Consider the following 12,043-nt stretch of genomic DNA (forward strand, 5'->3'; position numbering starts at 1 on the left):
GTTCCTTTCGAAAGGGCCTCGCCGCGGCGGGGTCCTTTTGTTTTCGGCGATCCAACGCGAGGGACCCTCGCAAGCTGTCACGATTCGCATAGGTAACGCACGGTCACCCTAAGGTCACGGGCGCCTTCCGCGTGCCCGCCGCCCGGGTGATCGTGGTCCGTTCCGGCGAGAATCGAGGTGACGGCGATGGGTCACGTGGCGAAGCACTCCGCCGGCGCGGGGTCCAACCGGGACCGTTCCGCGTCGCCGGGCAAGCCGGGGGAGCCCGCGGAGGCACCGGCCGATCCGGTCGCGGTCAGACCGGACGAGCCCGGCGACCACCCGGACGACCCGGCCGGCTCGGTGGTGGTCGAGCCGATCGACCGCACCGACCGTACGGTGCTGCGCCCGACCGTGCCGGGCCGCGCGGCCCGGCGCTGGTGGCAGTTCGGCCGCGGCGAACCGGAGGGCCCACGGCCGACCTCACACGCGGCCGGCGCACGCGCGAGGGCCGACGAGGGCGCGGCGGCGTCGCGCGGTCGCGCCGAGGATCCCGAGCGGTCGGCCCGCGGTGGGCGCTCCACGTCGGAGCGACCCGAGGCCGGGCGTGGCGAACCGGCGGGGCGGCACGGCCGCTCTGACGGCGAGGCCCCGTTCCGCTGGCGACCGGCGGGCTCGGACGGCGCCAACCAGCCGTCGACGTGGCGCGGCGCGAACCGCGGCTCATCGACGTCGGACCAGGCGGCTGGCAGCGGTGCCGAGAGGGCACGGGACTCGGCCGAGCCGTCGGCCACGCGCCGCGGCAGCGACCGCGCTGACGCGGGTGACAGCGTGACCGGGCGCACCTACGCGAGTCGCCCGGCAGCCGCGACGGACGACCAGGCGGACCCTGGCCGGGCCCGTCCGGGCGCAGGCGACCGAGACAGCTCGGACAACGGACCGGGACGGACGTCCGCCGGCCGCTCGTCGGCCGGTAGGGACCGCTCGTCGGCTGGTAGGGACTCCGGGGCCGAGTCGGGGCGGGATCGTGGGGATTCGTCACCCGGGAGGTCCTCGGGTCGCTCGTCGGCCGGTAGGAGCGCCGAAGCCGAATCGGCGCAGCGCCCGTTCGCGGGCACCGGCGAAGCGGTGGCTCGTGTGTCGGCCGGTCCGAGCGATGGCAGCGGGCCGCGGACCTACGCGAGCCGTGCGGCCGAGGACGATGGCGACCGCGGCGAGGCTGGGCGGACCTACGCCAGCCGGGCGGCGGCCGCTGGTGGCGACGGCGCGGAGGCCGGTGTCGACGGTGTGAAGCTCGAGGAGGGGCAGCGGTCCAGCCTGCGTCCGAGCGCGACCGGGACCCCGACCTACGAGGGCATGGGCATCGAGGACACCGCCGTGCTGCCGAAGATCGGGGATGCGCTGCAGACGCAGCGGATCTGGACCACGCGGGTCGAGCCGGACGAGGACGAGCGCGAGCCAGAGGACGAGAGCAAGAAGAAATCCGGCAAGAAGATCAGCGTGACCGCGCTGACGGACGTCGGCATCAAGCTTCTGCCGGAGCTCGAGCCGGGCGCGCCCGAAGGCCCGGTGACGAACGCCCGGTGGGCGGCCCTGGTCCGGTCGGCCGCGCGCCGGCTGATCTGGTGCCTGCCGGCCGCGGGCGTGGTCGCCGCGGCGGCGTCGATCGGGGCGATGGTGGGCGGCGGTCCGGCCCACTACCTCAGCGGTGCGTCGCCGTTCCGGCTCTTCGCCTGGGTGACCAGCGTCTGGCTGGGCATGACCGCGATGGTCTGCCTGGTCGGCGTCATGGCCGCGGTACGCAGCCGGGGCACGGCCCTCCTCGGCCTCCTGCTCGGCATCCTGGGCGGCGTCTCGATGCTGATGTTCGCCGCGGTACCACCCGCCACCCCCATGTGGGGCCTGAGCGCCAAAACCCTGGCCCTGTCCTGCGCCGGCATCTACAGCGCCGGCTGGATGGCGATGGGCTGGGCGGTCTTCCGCTCCCGCATGTTCACCCGCGGCGACGGGCTGATGCTCGTCCTCGCCGGTCCGATGATCGGTATCGCCGGGCTCTGGATGTCGCCCTTCCACACCGCCGGTGCGCTGCTGCTCTCCGCGGCGGGTCTCGGCATCGCCTGGAAGTCCGGCAGTACGCTCCGCGCGGTCCGCGCCGGCCGCGCCGAGCCCCCGGCCCCGCCCCTGGAGCTGGCCGAGATCCGCCCGCGCCGCCGCGACAAGCCGCCGAAGGCACCGAAGCCGTCCAAGCGTGCGAAGCGCGCCAAGGCCCGCGCCGACGCGAAGGCGGCCAAGACCAGGAACAGCGCCACAACAGCCGGGGCCCGCCGTGACGGCGCCGGCGGGGACGGGGCCGGCAAGGGCACCGCTGGCAAAGTCGGCCCAGGTGCGGACGGCTCTGCCTGTGACGGTGCCGGCAGGACCGGCGCGGGCGCGGAGGGTGCCAGAGGTGGCGCAGGCAAGGGCCGGTCAGGCGCAGGTCTGGGCGAGCCTGCCCGCGACGGTGACCGCCGGGACGGGCACGTGCCGAGCCGCGCCGCGGGCGACGGACCGACGGGCAGGAGCCCGTGGGCCGACCCGAACTCGGTCGCCGTGGACGCCAACCCCACGACCCCGAGCCTCAGGTCCGCGACCCCGGATCCGAAGGACAGCCGGGACTCCAAACGCACCGACGGCAAAACAAAGCCGGAGCGTACGGGCTGGTTCGGCCGCAGGTCGTCGAAGGCACCGAAGACCCCGACCGCGTCCGACCACCCGACAGCAACGAAGCCGCACCAAGACCAGAAGACGGCCCACACCGCCAAGGACGAGAACCCACCGACGGCCTCGCGCCGACCGGGCAAGCGCCGCCTCCGTCACGGGGCCGAGACCAGGGAGACCAACCCGCCGTCGTCCGACCGCGACCGCAAGCGCTGACCACGAGACCCGGGCACAGCCGCGCCGCCCACCCGGCGCCGGCTGTGCCCGCCTCGTGCCGCAGCCGTCAGAGCTCGCGTGTGGAGCGCAGCGCCTCGGGCGACAGCAGATGTTCGCCGCCCTCGCCCGCCGTGTGGATCCGCCAGTAGTGCGGAGCGATGGCGTCCGGCTCGGCGTCCGTGGCCAGCGGGACGTGCGCCGCGTACACCCCTTTGTCCGCCAGCGCGTCGTGCAGGTTGAGGACCCAGTTGCGCAGCGCCGCGCAGGCCATCCCGACGTTGCCCATCGCCGGCGCGGGCGTCACCGCGTGCGGGCCCGTCGTGTACAGCAGCGTGCCCGTGCCGCGTTCCAGCATCCCGGGCAAAACCTGGCCGGTCGCCGTGATCGCGCCGTGCACGTAGAAGTCGAAGTGCGGCTGCACGTTGGCCACGCTCACGTCCAGCGGGCCCGCCAGCACCAGCCCCGGCTCCGGCCCGCGCGGCGCCGGCGAGAACTCCAGCACCTCGACCGGGTCGTGGTTGGCGGCGATCTCCTTGAAAGCGTCCACCAGGGACGGTCGGTCCATGATGTCCGCCGGATAGCCGGCCGCGTCCACACCCGGCAGCCCGGCCACCAGCGAATCCAATGTGGACCGGCTGCGGGCGATCAGCGCGACCGAGTACCCCTGCGCGCCGAACACCCGGGCGATCGACAGTCCCAGCCCCGGACCCGCGCCGACGATCGCCAGAGTGGGCATGGCGGATCAGCGCCGTGTGTCGACGACGAGCTTGCCGAGCTTGTGGTTGCCGAAGTCGGCCAACGCCTGCGGCGCCTCGGCCATCGCGTACGTGTGGGTGATCGGCACCCGCAGCGTGCCCGACGCGATCGCGTCCAGGATCGTGCTCAGCGCCTCCGGGGTCGCGGTCGGCATCACCGGCGTGACCGTGATGTCGGAGCGACCGACGGCCGTCGTCGAGGCGCCGAGCGCCGACGAGAGGCGCCCACCCGCCGGGAGCAGCGCGGCGAGCGCCGTGGCATCACCGGCGGCGTGCACGATCGCGGTGAGGCCGGACGGTGCGGAGAACCCGCCGTCGGTGTAGTCCAGCGTCTCGTTGGCACCCAGCCCGCGGACGAACTCGGTCGGCTCGCCGGGACGCGCGGTCGCGTAGACCGTGGCTCCCAGGGAACGCGCGAACTGCAGGGCGTACGCGCCGACGCCGCCCGTCGCGCCCGCGACCAGCACGGTGTCCGACGGCGTCAGGGCCAGCGCGTCGACCAGCGCCTTCGCGGTGAGGGCGGCCAGGCCCGCGGCGGCCGCCTGCTCCTCGGTGATGCCCTCCGGCAGCGGAGCCACGCTGCGAGCGTCGAAGATGATCGTGTCGGCCAGCGCCCCGCGGGCCAGCGTCATGCCGGTGATCACGCCGGCCACCCGGTCCCGGGGCCGGATCGTCGCGACGCCGGGCCCGACCCGTTCGACGGTGCCCGCGAAGTCACGGCCGAGGATGACCGGGAAACGATGGGGTACGGAGTCCCAGAGTTGTCCCGATCCGGTCGCGGCGTCGATCCCGTTCAGTGACGCCGCCTCGACCGCCACCCGGATCTGCCCCGGGCCGGGGTTGGGCACCGCGACGTCCAGGACAGCGGGACTCTGGTCGCGCCCGGCGACCGCCAGTGCTCGTGCCATCGCGAGACCACCTCACCTAACCGGGGGATTGTCCCTGCTTAGCTCCTTCTGCGACGCTAGCACGACCGGGGAACGATCCCCGGTTGCCGCCGTAAGGTATCTGCCATGTCTCCCGGAAGCTTGCGGGCCGACGCCGAGCGCAATCGCCGACAACTCGTGGACGCCGCCCGCGCCATCTTCGCGGCCCGCGGCCTGGACGCGCCGCTGGACGACATCGCCCGCCGCGCCAAGGTCGGCAACGCCACCCTCTACCGCCGGTTCCCCCGCCGCCGCGACCTGGTCGGCGCCGTCTTCGTCGAGCCGCTGCGCGAGGTGGTCGCCGCCGCCCGGTCGGCGCTCGACGACCCCGACCCGTGGTCGGCCTTCGCGCGCCACCTGACCTATCTGTGCGAGCTGCAGGCCACCGACCGGGCGCTGGCCGAGCTGCTCACCGCGCGGATGTCCGAAGTGGACGAGCTGGACGACCTGCGGGACATCGCCTTCGACTACCTCACCGCGCTGATCGACCGGGCCCGGACGGCCGGGGCGATCCGGGCCGAGGTCGACCACGCCGACGTCGTGCTGATCCTGATGGCCAACGCCGGCCTCGTGGAGCGCACCGCCACCAGCGCGCCGGACGCCTGGCGCCGGCACCTCGCGTACGTGCTCGACGGGCTCCGCCCGACCTCCGTGCCGACCCGGCCACCGCAGGTCGAGGCCGTCCCGGGTTAAGGCCCGCCGACGACCAGGCGGAGAATGGCCCGCGTGCCGGTCACCGTGATCACCGACCCGGGCGACGAGCGGCTGGGCGACTACCGCGCGCTGACCGACGTCGAGCTGCGTACCCGCTGGGAACCCCCGCACGGCCTGTTCATCGCCGAGGGGGAGTTGGTGCTGCGCCGCGCCCTGCGCGCCGGCTACCGGCCCCGCTCGTTCCTCGTCGACGAGAAGCGCGTCGACCAGCTCGGCGACCTGGCGGACATCGCGCCCGTCTACGCCGGCGGCCAACCCGTGCTGGAGCAGGTGACCGGGTTCCACGTGCACCGCGGCGTGCTGGCCAGCTTCCACCGCCGCCCGCTGCCCCACCTCGACGCGATCCTCGCCGGCGCCCGCCGCCTGGCCGTCCTGGAGGACATCAACAACCACACCAACGTCGGCGCGATCTTCCGCGGCGCGGCCGCGCTCGGCGTCGACGCGGTGCTGCTCTCGCCGACCTGCGCCGACCCGCTCTACCGCCGCAGCGTCCGGGTGAGCATGGGCGAGGTCTTCGCCGTGCCGTACGCGACGCTGGCGCCCTGGCCCGAAGCGCTGACCCGGCTCAAGGACGCCGGCTTCACCGTGATCGCGATGACCCCGGGCGTCGACACCGTCCCGCTGCAGCGCCTCACGGAAAGCCAGCGCGCGAAGGCCGCCCTGCTGCTCGGCGCCGAGGGCCCGGGCATCACCCCGGGCGCGATCCGGGCCAGCGACGTGCGCGTCGCCATCCCGATGCGCCGCGGCGTCGACTCGCTCAACGTCGCGGCCGCCGCCGCCGTCGCCTTCTGGGAGCTCGGTCGGGACGACTAGGAGGGCAGCAGCTTCGCGTAGGTCGCCGGCACGAAGTGCGGCCCGCCCGGCGTGAACACCTCGGAGTCGGACGCCGCCGCCCACGCCTCGGCCGGCACCGCCGCGACCAGCGCCGTCACCACCGGCGTCCCGGACCAGGCCGGCTGCCGGGCCAGCAGCCCGAGCGCGACCAGCGACTCCTCGACCTCGCCGACGCATTCGAAGGGCTTGTGCCCGTCGATGCCGAGGATCTCGAGGTAGCCCGGGATCTGCGCGGGGTCGGCGAACAGGTCGAGCCCGAAGATCTCGACGAGCCGCGCCGGCGTCATGAACGGCGCCATGGCCAGGTAGACGAACCGGCACTTGGGGCAGTGGCCGCACCAGCGGGCGGTCGCGTCCCGCAGCTTGAACGCCTGGTTGCAGCTCGTCACCACGCCGTCGTAGCCGGAGAAGCCCGCGAACAGCTTGGCGATGTGCAGTTCGGAGAGCGTACGCAGCAGCGAGAAGTAGGGGTCGACCAGCCCGGCGTGGGCGGCCAGCGCGTCCCGCAGGAGCCCCTCGGCCTCGACGCCCTTCGACCACTGGTGGTTGATCTCGTGACCGTTCCAGATCAGGTTGGGGTCGGACGCCGAACGCTCGTTGGACATCACCACCGGCCCCAGCCCGCGCAGGACGGCGGTGGCCACGGCGATCAGCGAGTTGATCGCCGTCACCGGGATGTGCCCGTTGCGGGCCCCGGCGGCGTTCAGCTCGAGCAGCAGCGGGTCGAGCGTGCGCCGGGCGGCCAGCGCCGGCACGCCCGAGGCCGCGTTGACGGCCTCGATGATCCGGTTGGGGTTGACGGAGAACGGCACGGGGTCGAACCCGCCACCGCGCAGCGTCTCCAGCGTGACGATCGAGTCCTTGCCGCCGCCGACGGCCGACAGCGGCCGCCCCTCGGTCAGCTCGGGCGCCGGCGCGGCGACCGTGGCGAGCCCCGGCGCGTCCGGCACCAGCGACAGCACGTGCGGCAGGTCGTTGCGGTACGCGTACTCCGCGAGCCCCTTGGTGTAGACGGCGGTGACGTAGTCGAGCACCGGGCCGGAGACGGGCGCGGGCAGCTCGATCCGCGGCGGCGCGGCCGCCTTGTAGTAGCTGACCCCGGCGACCAGGTGGAGCAGCGAGAGGACCTGCCGGAACGCGGCCAGCCGGGCCTGCGACGGCGCGACCGCCGGCACCGGGAAGGTGACGGTCTCGGTGAACGACAACGTGCCGGCCGGCCCGTCGAGCTCGTAGCCGAAGGTCGCCACGCCGGTGGCGGCGTCGTAGGACGTGGACGGGAACCGGAAGACCGCCATCTGGCCGAGCTGCTCGTTGCGCACACGCCATACTAGGTCGGCGCCCGCCACCGGGCCGCCCGACACCACGAGGAGCACGCGCATGAGGCTGGCCGACCTGCAGGGACGCCGGGTCGCCGTGTGGGGCACCGGGCGCGAGGGCCGGGCCGCCGTCGTCGCGATCGCCGCCCAGCGACCGGCCGACCTGGTCGCGGTCGACGACAGCGGCAACTTCCTCAGCCTCCCCTGGGAGGGCGAGCTGGCCGCCGCGGCGCCGCTCACGGATCGTTACGAGGCGCTCGCGGAGGCCGATGTCGTCGTGCGCTCCCCGGGCATCCCGCAGACCCACCCGTGGATGGTCCGGCTCCGGGCGGCCGGGGTGACCGTCACGCAGGGCACCGCGCTGTGGATGGCCGACCATGCCGACCGTACCGTCGGGGTCACCGGCAGTAAGGGCAAGAGCACCACGTCGAGCCTGGTCAGCCACCTGCTCACGGCCGTCGGCCGGCCCAACCTGTACGGCGGCAACATCGGTGTGCCGGTGCTCGACCTGCCCGGCGACGCCGACCAGTACGTGCTGGAGCTGTCCAGCTACCAGTGCTCGGACCTGACCGTCTCGCCGGCCGTCGCCGCCGTCACCGCGCTCTTCCCGGAGCACCTCGACGCGCACGGCGGCGAGGAGGAGTACTACCGCGACAAGCTCAACATCGTCGCCCACGGACCGAAAGCGATCATCTACAACGCCGCCGACCCGCGCCTCGCCCCGCGCCTGCGCGACCGGCCCGAGGCGATCGCCGCGAACGTGGCGGGCGGCTTCCGGATCGAGGCCGAGGACGTCGTCGCTCCCGACGGCACGAGACTGTTCCCCCGGGCGGCGCTCAACCTTCCCGGTCGGCACAACGCCGGCAACCTGTGCGTGGCCCTCGCGGTGCTGACCGCGCTCGGCATCGACTGCGTGACCCGGGCCGACGAACTCCGGGAAGCCGCCAGGACCTTCCAGCCGCTGCCGCACCGGCTCGCCGAGATCGCCGACCCGTCCGGCCTCACGTTCGTGGACGACACGCTGGCGACCAGCCCGCACGCCACGACACACGCGATCGACGCGTACGAGGGCAGGCCGTTGACCGTGATCGTCGGCGGCAACGACCGGGGCGTCGACTACACCGTGCTCCGCGACCACCTCGAACGGCTCGACGCCATCACGGTGCTCGGCATCCCCGACAGCGGGCCGCGGATCGTCGACGCGCTCAAGGGCCTCGACACCGTACGCGCCGAGGTCGTCGAGGATCTGGACGCCGCCGTCCGCCGCGCCCGCGAGCTGACCCCGGCCGGTGGCGTCGTGCTGCTCTCGCCCGGCGCGCCGAGCTACGGCCGCTTCCGCAACTTCGAACACCGCAGCCAGGCGTACGCGGAAGCGATCAAGGAAAGCGCACCCGTCTGACGAGGCCCACGAGGCCGCACGGTGTGCTAGACCGTGAGGATGACGAGCACCGACGACCTGCTGGCCCGGCACCGTGCCGTTATGCCGAGCTGGATGCCGCTCTACTACGCCGAACCGCTCGAGATCGTGTCCGGGTCCGGGCGGCGGGTGACCTGCTCCGACGGCCGCACCTATCTGGACTTCTTCGGCGGCGTGCTGACGACCATGGTCGGGTACGCGATCCCGGAGATCACGCAGGCCGTGGAACGCCAGCTACGCACCGGCGTGGCGCACACCTCGACGCTCTACCTGATCCGGGCGCAGGTCGAGCTGGCCGAGAAGATCGCGAGGCTGTCCGGGATCCCGGACGCGCGGGTGTTCTTCACCAACTCGGGCACCGAGGCCAACGAGGCCGCGCTGCTGATGGCGACCAACCACCGCCGGTCCAACCAGATCCTCGCGGTGCGCAACAGCTACCACGGCCGGTCGTACGCCGCGATGGGCATCACCGGCCACCGCGGCTGGTCGGCGAGCTCGCTCAACCCGCTGCAGGTGAGCTGGCTGCACTCGGGCGACCGGCTGCGCGGGCTGCTGTCCCGGCTCGGTGACGACGAGCAGGTCGACGCGGCCGTCGACGATCTCCGCGAGGTGCTGGCGACGCAGACCGCCGGTGACGTGGCCGCGCTGATCGCCGAGCCGGTGCAGGGCGTGGGCGGGTTCGTGGCCGGCCCCGACGGGCTGTTGGGCGCGCTGAAGAAGGTGTTGGACGAGACGGGCATCCTGCTCATCTCCGACGAGGTGCAGACCGGCTGGGGCCGCACGGGCGACCACTTCTGGGGCTACCAGGCGCACGGCGTAGTGCCTGACCTGCTCACCTTCGCCAAGGGCATCGGCAACGGGTTCGCCCTGGCCGGCGTGGTCGGCCGGGCCGACGTGATCAACCAGGTGCCGGCGACGTCGTTCTCCACGTTCGGCGGCAACCCGATCTCGACGGCCGCCGGCAACGCGACCCTCGACTACGTGCTCGACCACGACCTGCAGGCCAACGCGGCCCGGGTCGGCGCGATCCTGCGCGACGGCCTGACGGAGGCGGTCGGCGACAACCCGATCGTCGGCGAGATCCGCGGCCGGGGCCTGATGCTCGCGATCGAGTTGGTCCAACCGGGCACCACCGTGCCCGACGTGCCGGCGACGTTGCGCGTCTTCGAGGAGTGCCGCAAGGGCGGGCTGCTCGTCGGTAAGGGCGGTCTCTACAACAACGTGCTGCGGATGGGCCCGCCGCTGACGCTGACCGAGGACGAGGCCCGCGAAGCCCTGGAGATCCTGGTCAACGCCATCCGCGAGGCAAGCGCCGCCTAGGCTCTGGCCTGCGGGTCAGGGCCTCCGTTACCGCGTCGAGAACCCCGTCGGTGCAGGCTGCCGGCGGGGTTTCGCGTGGGTGTCGGCGCGTAACAGTTTGAAAACTTCACCCAAAGTCTTGACACAGAGGGGGCTTCAGTAAGAACTTTTACCACTAACAGTTAACACTCTTTTCCGAAAGGCGGTCCCATGATCGAGCGCGAGGCCGACTCGACCGCCACCGCGGTCGTCGATGCCTCGCCCGCCGACGGGGTCCTGCTCCGGGTGCGCGCGGGCCTTCCCGAGTTCACCGGCGCGCTGCAGCGGGTGGCCGAGCAGGTGCTGGCCGACCCGGCCGCCGCGGCCCGCGCGACCATCGTCGAGCTGGCCGAGCGCAGCGGCACCTCGCCCGCGACGATCACCCGGTTCTGCCGGGCGCTCGGCTTCGACGGCTACGCCGACCTGCGCCTCGGCATCGCCGCGGAGACCGGCCGGGCCCGCTCCGCCGGCTGGACGTTCGACATCGGCCGCGAGATCCAGCCGACCGACCCGCTGGACCGCGTGCTCGGCCAGATCATGGCCGCCGACACCCGGGCCATGCACGACACCGCCGCGCTGCTCGACCTGGCCGAGGTGGAGCGCGCCGCGGACGCGATCGCGGCCGCCACCCGGGTCGACATCTTCGGCGCCAGCGGCAGCGCCCTGGTCGGCGAGGAGATGCAGTTCAGCCTCCACCGCATCGGCGTCGCCGCGTGGGCCTGGACCGACGTCCACAACGGACTCGCCAGCGCGGCGCTGCTGCGCCCGGGCGACGTGGCGCTGGGCGTGAGTCACAGCGGCGCCACCCGGGAGACGATCGAGATGCTCGCCGAGGCCGGCAGCCGGGGCGCGACCACGGTCGCGCTGACGAGCTTCCCGCGCTCGCCGCTGGCCGAGCTCGCCGACATCGTGCTGCTGACCGCCGCGCAGGCGACCACGTTCCGGCCGGACGCGCTCTCGGCGCGGCACCCGCAGCTGGTGGTGCTCGACCTGCTCTACATCGCGGTCGCGCAGCGCACCCACGACCGCGCGCACGCGTCGTTCCAGCGCACCGCGCAGGCGGTCGACGGCCACAAGACGGCGAAGGGGGCGGCGCTGTGATGGTCTCCGCGCGTGACTACAAGAACGCCGTACTCCCGCTGCTCGACGGTCTGCTGGACGCCCAGGCCGACGGCCTGGAGCGGGCCGCGGACCTGATCGCCGGGAGCCTGCGCGCCGGGGGAGTGCTGCAGGCGTTCGGCGCCGGGCACTCCGCCGCGTTCGCCGCCGACCTGGTCGGCCGGGCCGGCGGCCTGGTGCCCACCAACCGGATCGACCTCCACGACCTCGTGCTGCACGGCGACGCGCACCGCGACGTGCTCGGCGACCCCAAGCTCGAGCGCGACCCGGAGATAGCGCACCAGCTCTACGCGCTGGCCGGGCCGCAGCCGCAGGACGTGTTCGTGGTGGCGTCACAGTCCGGGATCAACGGCTCGGTCGTCGAGCTGGCGACCCTGGTGAAGGGGCGGGGTCACCCGCTGATCGCGGTCACCTCGGTGGCGCACACGAACAGGGTGGCACCCCGCCACCCGTCCGGTCGGCGGTTGGCCGACCTGGCCGACGTCGTGCTGGACAACGGCGCGCCGTACGGCGACGCACTGCTGCCGACGCACGACGGCGGCACGGTCTGCGCGGTCTCGTCGGTGACCGCTGCGCTCCTCGCGCAGCTGTTGACCGCCGAGGTCGTGCGACGGTTCCACCAACACGGAGAGGCGCCCCCTATCTACCTCTCCGCGAACGTCCCCGGTGGGGACGCGCACAACCACGCCCTCGAATCGCGGTACGCCGGGCGCCTCCGGCGGACCGCATAAC

At 73.5% G+C, this 12,043-nt stretch carries 11 protein-coding genes; 7 read left to right on the forward strand and 4 right to left on the reverse strand.

Annotated features, from left to right (window positions below; all coding sequences use genetic code 11):
* Window positions 1-191 precede the first annotated feature (191 nt).
* Window positions 192-368 (reverse strand): hypothetical protein, encoded by a 177-nt coding sequence (locus Asi02nite_RS09530; protein ID WP_203711829.1) that lies wholly within the window; start codon window positions 366-368, stop codon window positions 192-194.
* Between the two features lie 748 nt (window positions 369-1,116).
* Between Asi02nite_RS09530 and Asi02nite_RS09535 the strand changes: the two genes are divergently transcribed.
* Window positions 1,117-2,892 carry a hypothetical protein gene (locus Asi02nite_RS09535; RefSeq protein ID WP_203711831.1) on the forward strand — a complete coding sequence of 592 codons (1,776 nt, stop codon included), beginning with the start codon at window positions 1,117-1,119 and terminating at the stop codon, window positions 2,890-2,892.
* 67 nt (window positions 2,893-2,959) lie between these two features.
* On the opposite strand, the gene Asi02nite_RS09540 is transcribed toward Asi02nite_RS09535, so the two are convergent.
* The gene (locus tag Asi02nite_RS09540; RefSeq protein WP_203711833.1) at window positions 2,960-3,628 is read right to left on the reverse strand and encodes an SDR family NAD(P)-dependent oxidoreductase; all 669 of its coding nucleotides are present in this window, start codon (window positions 3,626-3,628) and stop codon (window positions 2,960-2,962) included.
* A 6-nt stretch (window positions 3,629-3,634) separates the two neighbouring features.
* Entirely contained in the window at window positions 3,635-4,555 is a 921-nt protein-coding gene (locus Asi02nite_RS09545; RefSeq protein ID WP_203711835.1) for an NADP-dependent oxidoreductase, read from the reverse strand.
* A 105-nt stretch (window positions 4,556-4,660) separates the two neighbouring features.
* Here Asi02nite_RS09545 and Asi02nite_RS09550 point away from each other — a divergent pair, with 105 nt between their 5' ends.
* Both Asi02nite_RS09550 and Asi02nite_RS09555 read left to right on the forward strand, forming a co-directional pair.
* Window positions 4,661-5,266: a TetR/AcrR family transcriptional regulator gene (locus tag Asi02nite_RS09550; RefSeq protein WP_203711837.1), complete on the forward strand. Its 606-nt coding sequence runs from the start codon at window positions 4,661-4,663 to the stop codon at window positions 5,264-5,266.
* Between the two features lie 33 nt (window positions 5,267-5,299).
* Complete coding sequence (locus tag Asi02nite_RS09555) at window positions 5,300-6,100, forward strand: TrmH family RNA methyltransferase (protein WP_203711838.1); 801 nt, start codon at window positions 5,300-5,302, stop codon at window positions 6,098-6,100.
* Here the strand turns inward: Asi02nite_RS09555 and Asi02nite_RS09560 are convergent.
* Window positions 6,097-7,440: a MurL-like N-terminal domain-containing gene (locus tag Asi02nite_RS09560; RefSeq protein ID WP_203711962.1), complete on the reverse strand. Its 1,344-nt coding sequence runs from the start codon at window positions 7,438-7,440 to the stop codon at window positions 6,097-6,099. The genes Asi02nite_RS09555 and Asi02nite_RS09560 overlap by 4 nt on opposite strands.
* 58 nt (window positions 7,441-7,498) lie before the next feature.
* Here Asi02nite_RS09560 and murD point away from each other — a divergent pair, with 58 nt between their 5' ends.
* The 4 genes from murD to Asi02nite_RS09580 all read left to right on the forward strand — a co-directional run bounded on the left by murD (window position 7,499) and on the right by Asi02nite_RS09580 (window position 12,042).
* Window positions 7,499-8,836, forward strand: coding sequence for a UDP-N-acetylmuramoyl-L-alanine--D-glutamate ligase (murD, locus tag Asi02nite_RS09565; protein WP_203711840.1), 1,338 nt, complete (start codon window positions 7,499-7,501; stop codon window positions 8,834-8,836).
* Window positions 8,837-8,875: 39 nt separating this feature from the next.
* Window positions 8,876-10,174 carry an aspartate aminotransferase family protein gene (locus tag Asi02nite_RS09570; protein WP_203711842.1) on the forward strand — a complete coding sequence of 433 codons (1,299 nt, stop codon included), beginning with the start codon at window positions 8,876-8,878 and terminating at the stop codon, window positions 10,172-10,174.
* A 189-nt stretch (window positions 10,175-10,363) separates the two neighbouring features.
* Window positions 10,364-11,293 carry a MurR/RpiR family transcriptional regulator gene (locus Asi02nite_RS09575; protein WP_203711844.1) on the forward strand — a complete coding sequence of 310 codons (930 nt, stop codon included), beginning with the start codon at window positions 10,364-10,366 and terminating at the stop codon, window positions 11,291-11,293.
* Complete coding sequence (locus Asi02nite_RS09580) at window positions 11,293-12,042, forward strand: sugar isomerase domain-containing protein (protein ID WP_203711845.1); 750 nt, start codon at window positions 11,293-11,295, stop codon at window positions 12,040-12,042. The genes Asi02nite_RS09575 and Asi02nite_RS09580 overlap by 1 nt, the downstream gene beginning before the upstream one ends.
* Window position 12,043 lies beyond the last annotated feature (1 nt).

The organism is Asanoa siamensis (genome assembly GCF_016862555.1).
In the GTDB taxonomy this organism is placed as follows: Bacteria; Actinomycetota; Actinomycetes; order Mycobacteriales; family Micromonosporaceae; genus Asanoa; species Asanoa siamensis.